The sequence below is a fragment of the Mycobacterium simulans genome (genome assembly GCF_900232995.1).
Classification (GTDB): Bacteria; Actinomycetota; Actinomycetes; order Mycobacteriales; family Mycobacteriaceae; genus Mycobacterium; species Mycobacterium simulans.
The window spans coordinates 324,364-341,680 of record NZ_OCVX01000003.1 but is presented as its reverse complement, the minus strand read 5'-3'; the positions used below and the strand labels follow the sequence as shown (position 1 = coordinate 341,680).

At 67.4% G+C, this 17,317-nt stretch carries 16 protein-coding genes; 9 read left to right on the top strand and 7 right to left on the bottom strand.

Features of this window, described 5'->3' with window-relative positions; genetic code table 11:
- The first annotated feature begins 96 nt into the window (after positions 1-96).
- From MSIMFI_RS02265 to MSIMFI_RS02255, 3 genes are all read left to right on the top strand, one after another.
- On the top strand, positions 97-1,665 hold the full coding sequence (locus tag MSIMFI_RS02265; RefSeq protein ID WP_191497979.1) for a cytochrome c biogenesis protein ResB: 1,569 nt from the start codon (positions 97-99) through the stop codon (positions 1,663-1,665).
- Positions 1,662-2,639: a c-type cytochrome biogenesis protein CcsB gene (gene ccsB, locus MSIMFI_RS02260; RefSeq protein ID WP_191495970.1), complete on the top strand. Its 978-nt coding sequence runs from the start codon at positions 1,662-1,664 to the stop codon at positions 2,637-2,639. The genes MSIMFI_RS02265 and ccsB overlap by 4 nt, the downstream gene beginning before the upstream one ends.
- Before the next feature lie 119 nt (positions 2,640-2,758).
- On the top strand, positions 2,759-3,994 hold the full coding sequence (locus MSIMFI_RS02255) for a MinD/ParA family ATP-binding protein (protein WP_224770221.1): 1,236 nt from the start codon (positions 2,759-2,761) through the stop codon (positions 3,992-3,994).
- A gap of 6 nt (positions 3,995-4,000) precedes the next feature.
- Here the strand turns inward: MSIMFI_RS02255 and MSIMFI_RS02250 are convergent, their stop codons facing one another.
- On the bottom strand, positions 4,001-4,159 hold the full coding sequence (locus MSIMFI_RS02250; protein WP_186241558.1) for a hypothetical protein: 159 nt from the start codon (positions 4,157-4,159) through the stop codon (positions 4,001-4,003).
- 46 nt (positions 4,160-4,205) lie between these two features.
- On the opposite strand from MSIMFI_RS02250, the gene MSIMFI_RS02245 reads away from it, so the two are divergent.
- Positions 4,206-4,526, top strand: coding sequence for a DUF4229 domain-containing protein (locus MSIMFI_RS02245; protein WP_186241559.1), 321 nt, complete (start codon positions 4,206-4,208; stop codon positions 4,524-4,526).
- Here MSIMFI_RS02245 and MSIMFI_RS02240 read toward each other — a convergent pair.
- Positions 4,523-5,530: a beta-ketoacyl-ACP synthase III gene (locus MSIMFI_RS02240; protein ID WP_191495968.1), complete on the bottom strand. Its 1,008-nt coding sequence runs from the start codon at positions 5,528-5,530 to the stop codon at positions 4,523-4,525. The genes MSIMFI_RS02245 and MSIMFI_RS02240 overlap by 4 nt on opposite strands.
- A 48-nt stretch (positions 5,531-5,578) precedes the next feature.
- Positions 5,579-6,463, bottom strand: a complete 885-nt coding sequence (locus MSIMFI_RS02235) for a 1,4-dihydroxy-2-naphthoate polyprenyltransferase (protein ID WP_191495967.1) — start codon at positions 6,461-6,463, stop codon at positions 5,579-5,581.
- A 34-nt stretch (positions 6,464-6,497) separates the two neighbouring features.
- Between MSIMFI_RS02235 and MSIMFI_RS02230 the strand changes: the two genes are divergently transcribed.
- The gene (locus MSIMFI_RS02230) at positions 6,498-7,274 is read left to right on the top strand and encodes an S-methyl-5'-thioadenosine phosphorylase (protein WP_263597323.1); all 777 of its coding nucleotides are present in this window, start codon (positions 6,498-6,500) and stop codon (positions 7,272-7,274) included.
- On the top strand, positions 7,271-8,302 hold the full coding sequence (locus MSIMFI_RS02225) for an NAD-dependent epimerase/dehydratase family protein (protein WP_191495965.1): 1,032 nt from the start codon (positions 7,271-7,273) through the stop codon (positions 8,300-8,302). The genes MSIMFI_RS02230 and MSIMFI_RS02225 overlap by 4 nt, the downstream gene beginning before the upstream one ends.
- Here MSIMFI_RS02225 and MSIMFI_RS02220 read toward each other — a convergent pair whose 3' ends face one another.
- Positions 8,303-9,832, bottom strand: coding sequence for a DUF7937 domain-containing protein (locus MSIMFI_RS02220; RefSeq protein ID WP_224770220.1), 1,530 nt, complete (start codon positions 9,830-9,832; stop codon positions 8,303-8,305). It lies immediately after the preceding gene.
- 389 nt (positions 9,833-10,221) lie between these two features.
- Here MSIMFI_RS02220 and MSIMFI_RS02215 point away from each other — a divergent pair, with 389 nt between their 5' ends.
- From MSIMFI_RS02215 to MSIMFI_RS02205, 3 genes are read left to right on the top strand one after another with little or no spacing between them, the layout of a single operon-like run.
- Complete coding sequence (locus tag MSIMFI_RS02215) at positions 10,222-12,123, top strand: hypothetical protein (protein ID WP_191495964.1); 1,902 nt, start codon at positions 10,222-10,224, stop codon at positions 12,121-12,123.
- Positions 12,124-12,155: 32 nt separating this feature from the next.
- Complete coding sequence (locus tag MSIMFI_RS02210) at positions 12,156-12,812, top strand: glycosyltransferase family 2 protein (protein ID WP_191495963.1); 657 nt, start codon at positions 12,156-12,158, stop codon at positions 12,810-12,812.
- The gene (locus MSIMFI_RS02205; RefSeq protein ID WP_191495962.1) at positions 12,809-13,471 is read left to right on the top strand and encodes a TIGR04282 family arsenosugar biosynthesis glycosyltransferase; all 663 of its coding nucleotides are present in this window, start codon (positions 12,809-12,811) and stop codon (positions 13,469-13,471) included. Before MSIMFI_RS02210 ends, MSIMFI_RS02205 begins: the two co-directional genes overlap by 4 nt.
- Before the next feature lie 90 nt (positions 13,472-13,561).
- Here MSIMFI_RS02205 and MSIMFI_RS02200 read toward each other — a convergent pair whose 3' ends face one another.
- From MSIMFI_RS02200 to menE, 3 genes are read right to left on the bottom strand one after another with little or no spacing between them, the layout of a single operon-like run.
- On the bottom strand, positions 13,562-14,812 hold the full coding sequence (locus MSIMFI_RS02200; protein ID WP_191495961.1) for an APC family permease: 1,251 nt from the start codon (positions 14,810-14,812) through the stop codon (positions 13,562-13,564).
- A 7-nt stretch (positions 14,813-14,819) separates the two neighbouring features.
- A complete protein-coding gene (locus tag MSIMFI_RS02195; RefSeq protein WP_191495960.1) occupies positions 14,820-16,172 on the bottom strand; it encodes a hypothetical protein in 1,353 nt (450 codons plus the stop codon).
- A gap of 11 nt (positions 16,173-16,183) precedes the next feature.
- Positions 16,184-17,248 carry an o-succinylbenzoate--CoA ligase gene (gene menE / locus MSIMFI_RS02190; protein ID WP_263597322.1) on the bottom strand — a complete coding sequence of 355 codons (1,065 nt, stop codon included), beginning with the start codon at positions 17,246-17,248 and terminating at the stop codon, positions 16,184-16,186.
- Positions 17,249-17,317: the final 69 nt, after the last annotated feature.

Sequence of the window (17,317 nt, the reverse complement as noted above, 5' to 3'; positions counted from 1 at the left end):
CGAGCAGACGCAAAAGCACCCCAAAATGGGCCATTTTGGGGGCTATTGCGTCTGCTCGCGGCAAAAGCGCGCAACACCTGGCGCTCGCTGACGTCGATGGGCACCGCGCTGGTGCTGCTGTTTCTGCTCGCGCTCGCCGCGATCCCCGGGGCGCTACTGCCGCAGCGCAGTCTCAACGCCGGCAAGGTCGACGAATACCTGAAGGCTCATCCGTTGATCGGCCCGTGGCTCAACGAGTTGCAGGCCTTCGACGTGTTCTCTAGCTTCTGGTTCACCGCCATCTACGTGTTGTTGTTCGTTTCCCTCGTCGGCTGCCTGACCCCACGGTTGATCGAGCATGCCCGCAGCCTGCGTGCCACGCCGGTGGCCGCGCCGCGCAACCTCGCCCGGCTGCCCAAGCACGCCCGCTCCCAGCTCGTCGGCGACCTAGACGACTTAGCGACCACGATCACCGGCAGGCTGCGTGGCTGGCGCACGGCGGTACGGCATCAGGGCCAGACCGTCCCGGAAACCATCGAGGTGTCCGCCGAAAAGGGCTACCTGCGCGAATTAGGCAACCTGGTGTTCCACTTCTCGCTGCTGGGCCTACTGGTCGCCGTAGCCGTCGGCAAGTTGTTCGGCTACGAGGGCAACGTGATCGTCATCGCCGACGGCGGCCCGGGCTTCTGCTCGGCATCGCCGGCCGCGTTCGACTCGTTCCGCGCCGGCAACACCGTCGACGGCACCTCCTTGAACCCAATTTGCGTCCGGGTCAACAACTTTCAGGCTCACTACCTGCCGTCAGGACAGGCCACGTCGTTCGCCGCGGATATCGACTATCAAGCCGGGAACGATCTGACGTCCAACAGCTGGCGGCCCTACCGGCTGGAGGTCAACCACCCGTTGCGGGTCGGCGGCGACCGGGTGTACCTGCAGGGCCACGGCTACGCGCCCACTTTCACGGTGATCTTCCCGGACGGACAGACCCGCACCTCAACCGTGCAATGGCGACCCGACAACCCCCAGACCCTGCTGTCGTCGGGCGTGGCAAGGATCGATCCGCCCGCCGGCAGCTATCCCAATGCCGACGAACGTCGTAAACACGAGATCGCCATCCAGGGCCTGCTAGCGCCGACCGAGCAGCTCGACGGCACCCTGTTGTCGTCGCGCTTCCCGGCCCTGAACGCCCCAGCGGTGGCCATCGACATCTACCGCGGCGACACCGGCCTGGACAGCGGGCGGCCACAGTCGTTGTTCAACCTCGATCCCCGGCTGATCCAGCAGGGCCGGCTGACCAAGGAGAAGCGGGTCAACCTGCGCGCGGGCGAGCAGGTCCGCCTCGACAGAGACGGCACGGTCGTCCGCTTCGACGGCGCCGTGCCGTTCGTCAACCTGCAGGTCTCCCACGACCCAGGCCAATCCTGGGTGCTGGTTTTCGCGATCACAATGATGGCCGGACTGCTGGTGTCGCTGCTGGTGCGCCGACGCCGGGTGTGGGTTCGCCTCACTCCGGCTACCGCACCGGACACCGAGGCGCCAGGTACGGTGAACGTCGAGCTGGGCGGCTTGGCGCGCACCGATAACTCCGGGTGGGGTGACGAGTTCGAGCGGCTGACCGAGCGGTTGTTGGCCGGGCGCGCGGAAACGACAGCCGAGCCTAGAAGGAGCCCTCAGGACGTCACATGAACACCACGCACATCAACCTCGGCCTGGCCAGATACTCCGACTGGGCGTTCCCCTCGGCGGTGGTGGCGCTGGTCGTCGCGCTGTTGCTGCTGGCCGTCGAGCTGGCTTACGTGCGTGGCCGCAAACTGGTCGACCGCGAGCAGGTGTTGGCCGGATCCGTTGCGACCGACAGCACAACCCCCGGGATCGGGGTGGATGGTCCGCAGCGGCCGTTCGACGAACGCGTCGGACGAGCCGGTCTGGCGGTGGCCTACCTCGGCATCGGGCTACTGCTGGCGTGCATTGTGCTGCGCGGTCTGGCCACCATGCGGGTGCCGTGGGGCAACATGTACGAATTCATCAATCTGACCTGCTTGTCCGGGTTGGTTGCCGGTGCGATCGTGTTGCGTCGCCCGCAATACCGCCCGCTGTGGGTTTTCCTGCTCCTTCCGGTGCTGATTTTGCTCACGGTGTCCGGACGCTGGCTCTACGCCAACGCCGCGCCGGTAATGCCCGCGCTGCAGTCCTACTGGCTGCCCATTCACGTGTCGGTGGTAAGCCTCGGCTCGGGAGTGTTCCTGGTCGCCGGCATTGCCAGCATCCTGTTCCTGCTGCGCACCTCGCGGCTGGGCGATCCCGACACGCAGGGCACGCTGGCGCGGATGGTGCAGCGGTTCCCCGACGCGCAGACCCTAGACCGGATCGCCTACCGAACCACGATCTTCGCGTTCCCGGTGTTCGGTTTCGGAGTGATTTTCGGGGCCATTTGGGCCGAGGAAGCTTGGGGCCGGTACTGGGGCTGGGATCCCAAAGAGACCGTTTCATTTGTCGCCTGGGTGGTATACGCGGCGTATCTACACGCAAGGTCAACCGCGGGTTGGCGGGATAGGAAAGCTGCCTGGATCAACGTCGCCGGATTTGTGGCCATGGTCTTCAATTTGTTCTTCGTTAACCTGGTGACTGTCGGCCTGCATTCCTATGCGGGTGTGGGCTGACCGTTCGTCAGCCGACCCGAGCAACGCAACAAGGGGGAGCGCACGTGTCAGAGCATCCAACGACGGGCGTGGGGGCGCCCCAAGGCTATGCGGAAAAAGGGGCCACGGACCATCCGACCATGGAGTTGCCGCCCCAACCGCACCACAGCGAAGCACCCGCGGACTCCAGCGGCGAGACACCGACTCGTAGCTTCGCGGGATTCCGCACCGAGCGGCGCAAGCCCGGGCCCGACACCGCCGCCGCGCCGACGGCGGCACCCGGCGAGGTGCCGCAGTGGGACTCCGCACCAGATACCGGACCGCTGACCGGCATTCCGCGAGTCGACCCGACGGCATACGGCGCGTACTACGGGGGCCCTGCCGAAACGCGGGTAGAGCCCCAATACCGCCCGGAACCCCTGCCACAAACGCCGTATCCGGAGCTATCCACGAGCGTGCTGCTGCGGCCGGTCAAGCCGCCGCCGTCGGAAGGTTGGCGCCGGTTGCTGTACGTGATGTCGGGTCAGCTGATCAACGTGGGTGAGGGCCCGCGGGCGGCCCGATACAACAACCTGGTAGCGCAGGTCAATCGGCCGCTGCGGGGCTGCTACCGCATTGCGCTGCTGTCGCTGAAGGGTGGTGTCGGCAAGACCACGATTACCGCGACTTTGGGCGCCACCTTCGCCTCGGTGCGCGGCGACCGGGTGGTCGCGGTGGACGCCAACCCCGACCGCGGCACGCTGAGCCAGAAGGTCCCGCTCGAGACACCCGCGACGGTACGGCACCTGTTGCGCGACGCCGAAAGCATCCAGCGCTACAGCGATGTTCGCGGCTATACATCACAGGGCATGAGCGGGCTGGAAGTGTTGGCGTCGGACACCGACCCGGCCGCATCGGAGGAGTTCAGTGCCGACGACTACACCCGCACCCTGGAGATCCTGGAGAGGTTTTACGGGCTGGTGCTGACCGACTGCGGCACCGGGCTGCTCCATTCGGCGATGTCGGCGGTATTGGCCAAGTCCGATGTGCTGATTGTGGTCAGCTCGGGATCCATCGACGGAGCCCGTAGCGCCTCGGCGACGCTGGACTGGCTAGAGGCGCATGGCCACGAAGACCTGGTGCGCAATTCGATCGCGGTGATCAACGCGGTGCGGCCACGGACCGGCAAGGTCGACATGGGAAGGGTGATCGAGCACTTCGCACGGCGTTGCCGCGCGGTCCAAACGGTGCCGTTCGACCCGCATCTCGAGGAAGGCGCCGAGATCTCCCTGGACCGGTTGAGGCGGGAGACCCGTGAAGCGCTTACCGAGTTGGCGGCAGTGGTCGCCGACGGGTTTCCCAGCGACCAACGGCGGTCAAATCCGAACTTCGTATAGAAGGGTCTAGCGAGGCCCGTCGCCGTGGCCCAGTCGACGCAAGAACTCTGGATCGTCGTCGGGTCCGATAACGCGAGTCTTGGGTCGGTTCGCCTGCAACCGCGCCGCGCGCCAGCCGATGTAGATCAGCGTCCCCAAAACCAGGACGATGAGCAGGTAAAGCACTCGACACCTCCTTTGACCGAATATACCCGCGCCGTAGGCTCAGCCTGTGTCAGAAGCCCCTAGCGACAAGACCACCGCGACCCGCGGCGTTATCGACGTACTGGTGTACGCGATAGCCCGGCTGCTGCTGGTCGTCGTGGTCAGCGGCGCCATTTATGGGGCGGCGCGCCTGGTTGGTGTGACCGAATTCCCGGTAGTCGTTGCCGTGCTGTTCGGTCTGATCATCGCGATGCCGTTGGGTATTTGGTTATTTGGTCCGTTGCGCCGACGCGCTACCGCGGCGTTGGCGATAGCAGGTGAGCGCCGACGCGCCGAACGTGAACAGCTGCGGGCCCGGCTGCGCGGTGACGAGCCTCCCGACGTTTAGCCAGGCGGCATCCGGACGACCTGTGCGGCGTAGCTCAGGCCTGCGCCGTAGCCGATCAGCAGCGCCAGATCGCCGGGCTTGGCAACGCCGGTCGCAAGGAGTTCCGCCATCGCCAACGGAATGGAAGCCGCCGATGTGTTTCCGGTGTGCTCGATGTCGTTGGCAATTATCGCGTCCGGCCGCAGCTGTAGGTTCTTGGCCAGGATTTCGTTGATTCGGCTATTGGCTTGATGAGGGATGAATACGTCGACCTCATCTGGCCGGACGCCGGCGGCGTCCATTGCCTGCCGGCCGACTTTGCCCATCTCGAATGCCGCCCAGCGGAAAACCGCGGTGCCTTCGAGTCGCAGGAATGGGCGCGGGCCGGCTGGGTTCTCCGCGTGGGTGATCCAGTCGATGTCCTGACGGATAGCGGTGGCCTGTTCGCCGTCGCTGCCCCAGACGGCCGGTCCAATGCCTTGAACGGGCGTCTCGCCCACCACGACCGCGGCGGCGCCGTCGGCAAAGATGAAGCAGTTGCTGCGGTCGTACATGTCGACCGTGGGGGACAGTTTCTCCGAGCCGATCACCAGCATGGTTCGCGCACTTCCGCCCCGGATCATGTCGGCTGTGATGCCGAGCGCGTATCCGAAGCCGGCGCACCCCGCTGAGATATCGAACGCGGGCACGCCTTGGGTGCCCAAGCCCGCTGCGACGATCGGGGCACACGCCGGGGTCTGCAGGAAGTGGGTGCTGGTAGCGACGATGACGCCGTCAATGTCGGACACGTCCACAGCGGCCTTTGAGATTGCCTCGCGACTGGCCTCGATCGCCATGGAGGCGGCGGATTCTTCCTCAGCGGCGAACCGTCGTGTCTTGATTCCGGTTCGCGTGTAGATCCATTCATCCGAGGAATCGATGTTCTGACATATCTCGTCGTTGGTCACCACACGCGCTGGGCGATACGCCCCGACACTGAGCAGTCCGACGCTCTTAGCCCCACGGGTAGTGGCGATCTCCGTCATAACCGTCCTATCTGTTCACGTCGAGTGTGCACCCACGGCGACGACACGTCACCCAGCCGGGGCTGGGGCCAGTATCAGGGCTGTTGCCACCGCGATCGACCACACCACCATCGCCAGCCCGGTGTCGCGCAGCACTGGGATCAACTCCGGACCGCCGCGGCCGGTTCGCACCGGACCCGCGGCCCGCAGGGCAAGCGGCGTGGCCAGCAATCCTACGGCGCACCACGGTGTTGCCGTCATCAGCACGATAGTCAGAATTCCGGCGGTGGCTAGCAGCGCGTGGTAGAGCACCCGGGTGCGGGAGTCGCCCAAGCGCACCGCCAGCGTGATCTTGCCGGTTTGCGCATCGGTGGGGATGTCCCGCAGGTTGTTTGCCACCAACACCGATGACGACAACGCGCCCGTTGCCACGGCGAGCACCAGCCCCACCCAGTCGACCCGCAATGCCTGGGTGTACTGGGTGCCGAGCACCGCGATCAGGCCGAAGAAGACGAACACCGCAACCTCGCCGAAACCCGCATAGCCGTAGGGTTTCGATCCGCCGGTATACAGCCAGGCTCCGGCGACGCAGAGTACGCCGACCGCGATCAGCCACGGCGCGGTGGCCAGCGCCAGGGCAAAGCCGGCCAGCGAACCGACCGTCAGGCCCGCAAGAGCAGCTATCAGCACCGCCCGTGGGGTCGCCAGCCTCGAGCCGACCAGCCTTATCGGGCCGGCGCGGTTGTCGTCGGTGCCCCGGATGCCGTCGGAGTAGTCGTTGGCGTAATTGACCCCGATGATCAGCGCGACCGCGACAACCAGCGCCAGTAGCGCTTTCCACCACACGGCGGCGTGCAGCCATGCCGCAGCGCCGGTGCCGGCGACGACCGGCGCCACCGCGTTCGGCAGTGTCCGCGGACGGGCGCCCGAGATCCACTGCGTCAAACTGGCCACGAGGGCATCCTGCCTTATGCACAACAATGGGCAGATGCTCGGAGTCATCGGCGGCAGCGGCTTCTACACGTTCTTCGGCTCAAAAATGCACACCGTCAACCCGGACACGCCGTACGGCAAGCCCAGCGCCCCGATCACGATTGGCAGTGTCGGCGCGCACGAAGTCGCGTTCCTGCCCCGGCACGGTGCAAATCACCAATACTCCGGCCACACCGTGCCGTACCGGGCCAACATGTGGGCGTTTCGTGCGCTCGGTGTGCGGCGGGTGTTCGCCCCGTGCGCGGTCGGCAGCCTTGATCCCGAACTCGGCCCGGGCGCGATCGTCGTGCCCGACCAGTTGGTCGATCGCACCAAAGGCAGAGCCGATACCTATTTCGACACCGGTGGTGTCCATGCCAGCTTCGCCGATCCGTACTGCCCGACGCTGCGCAGCGCGGTGATCGGTCTGCCCGATGTCGTCGACGGCGCCACCATGGTGGTGATCCAGGGTCCGCGGTTTTCCACCCGCGCGGAAAGCCAGTGGTTCGCCGCCGCCGGCTTCAGCCTGGTCAACATGACCGGCTATCCGGAAGCGATACTCGCCCGTGAGCTCGAACTATGCTATGCCGCAATCGCTTTGGTGACCGACCTGGATGCCGGTGTCACTGTCGGTGATGGTGTGAAAGCCGCGGATGTATACGCCGGATTCGGGGAGAACATCGAGTTGTTGAAGGAGTTGGTGCGGGCGGCGATCGACCGGGTCGCCGATGAACGCACCTGTACGCACTGCCGGCACCACGCCGGTGTCCCGTTGCCGTTCGAGCTGCCATGAGGGTGCTGCTGACCGGTGCGGCCGGTTTCATCGGGTCCCGGGTGGACGCGGCGCTGCGGGCCGCGGGGCATGAAGTGGTCGGCATCGACGTGATGCTGCCCGCCGCGCATGGCCCGAACCCGGTGCTACCGGACGGATGTCACCGGGTCGACGTGCGCGACGCCGACGCACTGGCCCCGTTGTTGGTCGGTGTCGATGTGGTGTGTCATCAGGCGGCGATGGTGGGTGCCGGAGTGGACGCCGCGGACGCGCCCGAGTACGGCGGCCACAATGATTTCGCCACGACCGTGCTGTTGGCGCAGATGTTCGCTGCCGGGATCCGACGTCTGGTCCTGGCGTCGTCGATGGTGGTCTACGGGCAGGGCAGCTACCGCTGTCCCGACCACGGCCCGGTGGACCCGCTACCGCGGCGTCGCGCCGACCTGGACGCCGGGGTGTTCGAGCACCGCTGCCCGGTCTGTGGGGAGCCGGTCAGGTGGCAGTTGGTCGACGAGGGTGCCGCCCTACGGCCGCGAAGCCTGTACGCGGCCAGCAAGACGGCGCAGGAGCATTACGCGCTGGCGTGGTCGGAGGCGACGGGCGGTTCGGTGGTGGCGTTGCGCTACCACAACGTCTACGGCCCCGGCATGCCGCGTGACACACCGTATTCGGGGGTGGCGGCGATCTTCCGCTCATCACTGGAAAGAGGTGAGCCACCACGGGTCTTCGAAGACGGCAGTCAGATGCGTGACTTTGTTCACGTCGACGACGTCGCCGCGGCGAATCTTGCGGCAGTCAGTGCCGGCCGCGGCGGCTTCACCGCGGCCAACGTCTGCTCGGGACGCCCCATCTCGATCCTGCAGGTGGCTACCGCACTGTGCGAGGCGCGCGGCGACGCGGTGTCTCCGGTCGTCACGGGCCAGTACCGCAGCGGCGACGTGCGCCATATCGTCGCCGATCCGGCTCGAGCGGCCGATGTGCTGGGGTTCCGCGCGGCCATCGATCCGAGCGAGGGCTTGCGCGAATTCGCGTTCGCCCCACTTCGGTAACTACGACGAGCCGGGCGGCCGGAAGATCTTCGGACGCAGTTGCTGCGTCGTCTCGGATGATCGGAAGATCCGGGGAGACGGGGCCGGCCGGGACAGGTCGCTGGTGGGCGCATCGTCGTCGACCGCGTTCACGACTCCGAATTGGGTTGTCTTGGCGTCCGACGGCCGGGGGGCGGCGGCGCGCGGCCGGCGCGGGTGTCGCGGTGCTCGTCGGGGTCGACGCAGGCGTCCGGTGATGATGGCGGCGACCAGGATGCACAGGGCCAGCCCGCACAGCACCACGTCGAAGGTGCTGGTGATCTGCTGGGCCAGATTGTTCCCGTACACCGGGTTTGAAAACACATTCGGAGACTTTTCGAATCGCGGAGCCAGCGCGATGCCGAGAATGACACGACAGACGGTGAGACTGAACAGAAATCCGCACAACGACGCGATCAGCCTCGGGCGCAGCGCCGCGTTGGCCGCGTTGAACAGAAGCCACAGCGCAAGAACCGCGGTGCCCAGATCGAACGCGGCCAACGTCATGGTGTCGTAGCGGGAGTACGGGTAGTTCAAAATCACCGCAACCACCAGATCGGTGATCCGCATCAGCACCGAGCTGAACGCCCATACGGTGATTAGCAGCAGGCCCTTTCGCATCGCGCTGTGCCAGACGTCCTTATCGGTGCGTGCGTTCGGGGAGCTGAACACCGTCAGCGGGGCGAACAGGGCCGCGGCCGCCGCCCACGCCAGATAACCCTCGTACCCGACCCCCGCGGTCGACGTGTTCTGCGCAATGCCGTGGAAGGCGTCGATCTCGCGGCCGATGGGAAGGCTCCACACGATGATCCCGGCGACCAGGGTCGACAATCCGAGCGCGAAGGTGGCGAGCCGGGAAGGCTTGTCCCCCCGAAGAATCCAGCGTGACGCTACGAGGACGGCCGCGAGTGCCACCACGCCGTACACCACGGCGGCAAGCAGGACGGTGATGTTTTGTGTACCGAACTCGACCGGTCCGCCGTCGGAGCCCTGCAGTGCGAACCGCACCCGCCAGCACAGGTTGAAACCGGAGCTGAGCGCTGCCCCGAACATCGACGCGTAGCCGAGGATCCGGGCTGTTCTTAGCCACTTGCGGTAGTACCTGTCATCGTCGGCGGCTGGGCCGGTAATCACCGGTTGTGCGCTCAACAACGAGCCGGCGATCCCCAGCCAGCCTCCTGGCCCAACGCCGCCGGGTACGTGGACGGTGCCGCCGGATCGGATTGTCTGAAACGCGTCGTAGCCGACGAACGCCAACACCAGCAGCAGATACGGAATGTTGAGCGCGGTTCGAAGCCGGCCGGCCATGACACGGTCGAATCGCACGCGGGACACGACGAGCGACGCCAACGACAGCAGCGTCACCAGCAATAGGGCCAGCCATATCCATCTGTTGCTGCCCGGGATTCGGAAACCGAAGTAGAGGTTCCACGGGAACAACAGCGCAATCACGACCAGGACGCCGGCGGTCACGTCGCGGATGATGTTCTGCCTTCGGACCGAATCCGGCATCGGTTCCCTGGCCGGGGCGGGGGGTGCCTGCTGCGCCCACCCGCCCGCGATGGGGCCGGTAGGCATGTCGTCGCTGTTCAGGCTCACGATGCCCCCCAAGGATCAAGGTCGGCTACTGTTGCCGCAGGTTCGCTCGTGCGGCAAGGGAACCCCCTGCCGGAGCCGCTGCGTTGTTCGGTTGCGAACATATTCTCCGTTCGGACGACGCGTCAGTGGCTGTGAGCAGGTTATGAACGCGCGGTGACTGTTTCCGCAGGTTGAGAATCCGGTTACGCTGCGCTCATAGAGGAACCTTGTCGCCCGAACGACGATTACTGCCGACGGTATCGCAGTGTAGTGATGCTGGGACATTGCTGGTTGTGGGGTAGCCAGCCGAAGGAGAGCCGTAAATGGAAGTCGTCTTGGGGGTGGCGGTCACGGGTCGGGTCGCGCGCTTGGCGCTGGTCGACCCGGCCGCCCGCAATGGTGACGCGATCGACCAGTACTCGGTCGATTTGGGGGAGAACCCGGTTGGGGTACTGACCGAAACCGTCGTTGGCACGAATCGGTTGTTGGCCGACGACCGTCACCGGCTGGTCGCCACCCGGCTGTGTTGGTCGGACCAGGACAAGGCCCACCAGCTGCAGCAGGCGCTCACCGACTCGGGTGTCATCAACGTCGAGCTGCTGTCGGAATCGCAGGCGGCTACGGCGTTGCTGGGCACGGAAGGCTCTGGTGCCGCTGTGCTGCTGGTCGGTGATCAGACGGCGAGTTTGTCCGTGCTTGGTTCTGAGGACGCGCCACCGACCTTGCTCGCCGCGGCGCCCGTTGCGGACGCTGAGGCCACGGGAATGTTCGACACCATGGTGGCCCGCCTGGGCGACCAGGCCGGCGCATCGGGCGGTGTCTTTGTGTTGGGCACCTCTGCCGAACACACGACGGCCCTTGCCGACCAGGTTCGCTCCGCGTCGACGATGAACGTGCAGATTCCCGACGATCCCACTTTTGCGCTGGCACAGGGCGCGGCGAAGGCGGCGAGTTCGACGATGGCTGCGCCGGCCCTGTCGCCCGATGCGACGATGGCTGCACCCGCGGCGGGAGATGCCACCGCTTATGTCTCCTCCGCTGCTGCTGGGCAACCGAATCCCGAGGATGAGCAGCTGGCGTACTCGCAGGCCGGTGACTACGAGCCGCTTCCGGTTGAAATGGACGGCTACGACGAATATGACGACGGCTTCGACGACGAAGAGGTCGACGGTCCGGCGCGGCTTAGTTCACGGTCTTTGCTGATCGGCAACGCCGTTGTCGCCTTCGCCGTCATTGGATTCGCTTCGCTGGCTGTCGCTGTGGCGGTCGCCGTCCGGCCGACCGCGGCTTCACAGCCGGTTGCGGGACACCAGAACGCCCAGCCGGGCAAGTTCATGCCGCTGTTGCCGACGCAGCAGCAAGCGCCGGTGCCGCCGCCTCCGGCCAACGAGCCGACCGCAGGGTTCCAGGGCGGAACCATTCCCCCGGTCGAGGGCATGGTCCCACGGCAGGCCCCAGCACCGGCTGCTCCAGTCCCGGCGCCGGCTCCGGGTGTCGTGCCCGCCCCGGTGCCGGTCCCGGTGCCGGTGCCGATCATCATTCCGTACCCGGGTTGGCAACCTGGGATGCCGACCATCCCGACCCGGGCGCCGACGACGCCGCCGACCACGCCGCCGACGACCCCGCCGACCACGCCGCCGACCACGCCGCCGACGACCCCGCCGACGACGCCGCCGACGACGCCGCCGACCACCCCGCCGACGACGCCGCCGACGACCCCGCCGACGACCGCGGTTACTACGCCGCCCACCACCGTGGCCCCGCCGACCACGACCGTCGCGCCGACCACCGTCGCGCCGACCACTGTGGCCCCGACCACCGTGGCCCCGAAGCCGACGCAACAGCCGACCCAGGAGCCGACGCAAGCACCGACGCAGCAGGCACCCACCCAACAGGTACCGACCCAGCAGGCACCAACCCAGCAGCAGACCGTGGCCCCGCAGGCGCCGCAGACGGTGGCCCCGGCTCCGCAGCCGCCGGTTGGCGGTGGTGGTAGTGGCGGCACCGGTGGTGGTAGTGGCGGCACCGGTGGTGGTAGTGGTGGCGGAAGCAGCGGTGGCAGCGGTGGCGGAAGCAGCGGTGGCAGCAGCGGCGGCAGCAGCGGCGGAAGCAGCGGTGGAAGCAGCGGTGGAAGCAGCGGCGGCAGCATCGGCGGAAGCAGCGGCGGTAGCAGCGGCGGTAGCAGCGGCGGTAGCAGCGGCGGCCACTCCGGCTCCGGCCACTAGTTCGCCGGCGACACGCTCTAAGGTCAGGTGCCATGGCCGGGGATGCGGTGACGGTGGTGCTTCCCTGTCTCAATGAGGAGGAGTCGCTACCGGCGGTGCTGGCGTCCATTCCGGCCGGCTATCGCGCGCTGGTGGTGGACAACAACAGCACCGATAACACCGCCGCCGTCGCCACGCAGCACGGCGCGCAGGCAGTCGCCGAACCGCGGCCCGGATACGGCTCGGCGGTACACGCCGGCATGGTCGCCGCGACCACGCCCATCGTGGCGGTCATCGATGCCGACGGCTCGATGGATGCCGGTGACCTGCCCACACTCGTCGCCGAACTCGAGCGCGGTGCCGACCTGGTGACCGGCCGGCGGCGGCCGGTGCCCGGACTGCATTGGCCCTGGGTCGCCCGGGTGGGCACGGTGGTGATGAGTTGGCGGCTGCGCACCCGTCACGGCCTACCGGTGCACGACATCGCGCCCATGCGGGTCGCCCGACGCGAAGCACTGTTGAATCTGGGTGTGGCCGATCGGCGCTCGGGGTATCCGCTGGAACTGCTGGTTCGCGCCGCGGCGGCCGGCTGGCGCGTGGTCGAACTGGACATCCGGTACGGTCCGCGTACCGGCGGCAAGTCCAAGGTCAGCGGATCGCTGCGGGGTAGCATCACCGCGGTTCTGGACTTCTGGAAGGTGATCTCTTGAGCGACCTTCCCGTCACTGTGCTGGTGGTCGCCAAGGCGCCCGAGCCGGGTCGGGCCAAGACCCGGCTCGCGGCGACGATCGGTGATCACCTTGCCGCCAACATCGCCGCCGCGGCACTGCTCGACACGCTGGACGCGGTGGCCGCCGCGCCGGTCGCAGCCCGAGTGGTGGCCCTCACCGGCGACTTGGACGCCGCCGCCGGCGCCGACGACATCCGGCGGCGACTCGAGGCCTTCACGGTGATCCCGCAGCGCGGCGACGACTTCGCCGACCGGCTCGCCAACGCACACGCCGACGCCGCAGACGGCTACCCGGTGCTGCAAATCGGGATGGACACCCCGCAGGTGACCGCCGAGCTGTTGGCCGACTGCGCCCGACGATTGCTCGAGACGCCGGCGGTGCTGGGCATGGCGTTCGACGGCGGTTGGTGGGTGCTCGGTCTGCGCACCCCGGCCGCGGCGCAGGTCCTGCGCGGTATTCCGATGTCCACGCCAGACACCGGCAGGCTTACCCTGAAGGCCTTGCGTAACAACGGAATTGACGTAACTAGGTTATCGCCACTTGTCGACATCGACCTCATCGAAGATATCGCGGCGGTGCGCGATGCCTGCGGTCCGGAGAGTCGCTTCGCGCGGATCACCCGCGCGGCCGGGATCTAGCGCCGTACCGAGTGTGCGGTCGCGGCTTTCACTATGCATCCAGGGCGGAAAAATCGCCGGATCCCCGCCCTGTGTGCACACCCGAAGCCCTCAGCGCACACTCGATGAGCGCACCACGAAAGCGCGCCCGGCGATCCCGACGGCGAACACGCCCAGCCCGATGACGACCGATTGCCACGGCAGCGTGGCGACCAATACGAGACAACCGGCCAGTCCGCAGACGGTCACCACACGAAGCCAGCCGCGCCCCGGCAGGGTGTAGGCGGCCGCGTTGGCGATCGCGTAGTAGATCAACACCCCGAATGACGAAAAGCCGATCACCCCGCGCAGGTCGACCGTGGCGGCCAGCACGCAGACCACCGCGGCCAGCGCGACTTCGGCGTGGTGCGGTACCTGGTAGCGCGGGTGGACTGCGGCCAGCCACCCCGGCAAGTCGCGATTGCGAGCCATCGCCAAAGCGGTGCGCCCGACTCCGGCAATCAGAGCCAGCAGCGCACCCATGCTGGCCACCGCGCCGCCGATGGCAACAACAGGTACCAGTCGTGCAGCGCCGGTGGCGCGCAGAGCTTCGGCCAGGGGTGCTGCCGCGCTGGCGAGTCGGTCCGGGCCCGCGGCCAGCAGCACGGCCACGGCGACGACCAGATAGATCGCCACCGCGATCGCCAGCGCGATGGTTATCGCCCTGGGGATGGTGCGCGCCGGGTCACGTACCTCTTCGCCCATCGTTGCGATCCGCGCGTAACCGGCGAACGCGAAAAACAACAGCCCCGCCGACTGCAGGACCCCATAGACGGTGGTGCCCGACCATGTGGTCAGGTGTGTGGACCCTGGCTTCGTCACGGCGATGCCGATCGCCACCGCAGCGAGCGCAATCAGAGTGCACGCCAACAATATTCGGGCCAGCATCGCGGTCTTGGTGACGCCGCGATAGTTGAGTGCGGCCAATGCCACCACGGCGGCGACGGCGATGGCTCGCTGCACCCAGCCGGGACCCGCAATGGTGTAGGAGGCCACCGTCAGCGCCATCGCCGCGCACGACGCCGTCTTGCCGATTACGAATCCCCAGCCGGCGATAAAGCCCCACCACGGCCCCAGGCGTTCCCGGCCATAGATGTACGTACCGCCCGATGTCGGATACACCGCAGCGAGCTGCGCCGACGCGGTGGCGTTGCAGTACGCGATCACCGCGGCGAGCGCCAACCCGATCAGCAGGCCGGCACCGGCAGCCCGGGCGGCCGGACCGAACGCCGCGAACACACCGGCGCCGATCATCGAACCCAACCCGATCGTCACCGCGTCGGCCGTGCCGAGCCGACGTGCCAGTGGCACCTTGTCTCCCATGTCCGCCTTACCAATTCGTGAAGATGATGCTGTTCAGTAATAGGGCCCCGACGGCGTTCACCGACAGCCACACGCGGTGCGAACTTGGCGGCAATAGTGCGGGCGCCGCGGTCAGCCAGACAGTGAAGGGCAGCCAGATCCGTTCCGTCTCGGCCTTGCTCAGCATGCTCAAGTCCGCGCAAACAATGGCGGCAACCACCGCCAGCAGCAGCAGGTGGAAACCGGACCGGCGACGGATGGCGTCGACGTCGAACACCCGGCCGATACCGGCGACACTGCCCAGCCCGATAGCGCAGACCGCACACGCGAGGTTGGCCCAGCTCCAATACTGGAACGGACGGTCAGCCGCGATTCCCTGCCAATAGCGTTGCTGTACAAGGGTATAGCCGTCAAACCAGTAGAACCCGGCAGTAGCGAAAGCCGTCGCGACCGCCACGGCGGTGAGCACGGCTGGCCCCAAAGCCCGCATAGCCACCCGCCAGTCCGCCGCTGATATCAACACCGCCAAAACCGGCAACCCCATGAGCAACAGGCCGTAATTGAGGAACACGCCCCAGCCCAGCAGCAGCCCGGACCCGGCGGCTACCAGCGCCGGGAACCGAGACGAACCGTGCACCGCCACCGCCAGCAACGCGACGCCCCACGCCGCCACCCCGGCGAAGTAGCCGTCGGCCGAAACCGCGATCCAGATCGCCGTCGGCGCCACCGCCACGAACGGCGCGGCCCGGCGCGCGGTCTGCTCGCCGGCCAACGCCCGCACGGCGATCACCACGGCCATCGCCGCGCTCGAGCCGACCAGCAGGCACAGCAGCCCGGCCCACGCGCCGCCATGCAGACCCAGTCGGTCAAGCCAAACGAAGGTCAGCAGGGCACCGGGCGGATGGCCGGAGACATGAGTGACCCAGGAGTTGGGCTGGAAGTCGAGAATCCGGCTCGAGAACGTACGCAACGTGGTCGGGATGTCGGTGATGCCCGGAACCTGCCACAGATACTCGTCCCGGGTGGTCAAGCGGCCGGAGAAGCCGCGCTGCCAGCCGTCGATCATCGCCAACGAGAACGCCCACGCGCAGGCGGTGGCCCAGATGCCCAAGCCCAGCGCTCGCCACGAAAGCCGTTGTGCCACAACGGGGCCCCACGCCACGACAATCACCGCAATGACAATTGCGGGCACGGTGCCCCAGCCGGCGTGCAGGTCCCAGTAGCCGAAGATCGGTGCCGCGCCGGCATGCGTGGCGAAGCGTTCCAAGCCGGTATCGCGTCGCGGGTTGATGCCCAAATGCACTCGCGGCAATACGAACGCGGCGGCCACCAGGACCAAGCCGACGGCCACCGCCAACGTCTCCCGCCGAGCAATCCTCACGATTGAGCAGCCTATTGATCGCGTCCGGCAAACCGGCGCACCAACGCCATGCGGTCGAGCTTGCCGATGCCGCGTCGCGGTAGCACGTCGACGATATGGAGTTCGCGGGGTGCGGCGGTGGCGTCCAGGGTGGCTGTGACGTGTGCCCGCAGTACTTCCAGCGTCGGCGCCGCGCAGCCGTCGCTGACCACGCCCGCGGCCACCACCCGCTGGCCGAGCCGGTCGTCGGCAAGCCCGAAAACCGCACAAGCGCGCACCGCGGGATGGGTCGACAGGGCGGCCTCGACAGGCTGGGGCAGCACGGTCAAGCCGCCCGTGCTGATCGCGTCGTCGGCGCGGCCCAGCACGGTCAGGACACCCGAATCATCCACGGTGCCAAGGTCGTCGGTGAGAAACCAGCCCGGTTCGGCGAATGGATCCGGATCGACCGGATTGCGATAGCCCTTGGCCAGCGTCGCGCCACCCAGCGCTATGCGCCCATCGGCGGTCACGCGCAGCCGGACCCCATCAAGCGCAACGCCGTCGTAAACGCAGCCTCCCGCCGTCTCGCTCATCCCGTAGGTGCGAACCACCGTGATGCCCGAGGCCGCGGCGGCCTGCAGGATTGGCCGGGGAGCCGGTCCGCCACCGATCAGCACCGCGTCCAGCTCGGCCAGCGCGTCCGTCGCGGCCCGGTCGGTGAGCGCCTTGGCCAACTGGGCCGCGACCAGCGACGTGTAACGCCGGCCAGGACCCAATCTCCTTACGGCGCTGGGCAACTCGGTGATGTCAAAGCCCTTGGAAGCCTTTGTGACATCCAGCTCGACCGGCGCGGTACCGGCGAGCACGCTGCGCACCAGCACCTGCAGACCGGCGATGTGATACGGCGGTACGGCCAGCAGCCAGCTGCCCGGTCCGCCGAGACGGCTGTGGGTGGCCGACGCGCTAGCGGTCAACGCGGCAGCCGTCAGTAACGCGCCCTTGGGAGCACCGGTGGTGCCGGATGTCGTCACCACCAGGGCGACATCGTCATCGATCTCTTCGCCCACGCGTAAGGCACGCAGCGCGGAGTCATGGTGGGGCGGCGCCGCGAACATTGCAGAATCACGGCCATCCAGGACCCGCTCCAGTGCCGGCAGCAGCAGCGGGACGGCCGAACCCGGCGG

What these genes read in the sequence shown, in the direction of transcription:
- MSIMFI_RS02265 (WP_191497979.1), top strand. Translation starts at nt 97, where the DNA reads ATGGGCACCGCGCTGGTGCTGCTGTTTCTGCTCGCGCTCGCCGCGATC.
- ccsB (WP_191495970.1), top strand. Translation starts at nt 1,662, where the DNA reads ATGAACACCACGCACATCAACCTCGGCCTGGCCAGATACTCCGACTGG.
- MSIMFI_RS02255 (WP_224770221.1), top strand. Translation starts at nt 2,759, where the DNA reads ATGGAGTTGCCGCCCCAACCGCACCACAGCGAAGCACCCGCGGACTCC.
- MSIMFI_RS02240 (WP_191495968.1), bottom strand. Translation starts at nt 5,530, where the DNA reads ATGACGGAGATCGCCACTACCCGTGGGGCTAAGAGCGTCGGACTGCTC.
- MSIMFI_RS02230 (WP_263597323.1), top strand. Translation starts at nt 6,498, where the DNA reads ATGCTCGGAGTCATCGGCGGCAGCGGCTTCTACACGTTCTTCGGCTCA.
- MSIMFI_RS02225 (WP_191495965.1), top strand. Translation starts at nt 7,271, where the DNA reads ATGAGGGTGCTGCTGACCGGTGCGGCCGGTTTCATCGGGTCCCGGGTG.
- MSIMFI_RS02220 (WP_224770220.1), bottom strand. Translation starts at nt 9,832, where the DNA reads ATGCCGGATTCGGTCCGAAGGCAGAACATCATCCGCGACGTGACCGCC.
- MSIMFI_RS02215 (WP_191495964.1), top strand. Translation starts at nt 10,222, where the DNA reads ATGGAAGTCGTCTTGGGGGTGGCGGTCACGGGTCGGGTCGCGCGCTTG.
- MSIMFI_RS02210 (WP_191495963.1), top strand. Translation starts at nt 12,156, where the DNA reads ATGGCCGGGGATGCGGTGACGGTGGTGCTTCCCTGTCTCAATGAGGAG.
- MSIMFI_RS02200 (WP_191495961.1), bottom strand. Translation starts at nt 14,812, where the DNA reads ATGGGAGACAAGGTGCCACTGGCACGTCGGCTCGGCACGGCCGACGCG.
- menE (WP_263597322.1), bottom strand. Translation starts at nt 17,248, where the DNA reads ATGTTCGCGGCGCCGCCCCACCATGACTCCGCGCTGCGTGCCTTACGC.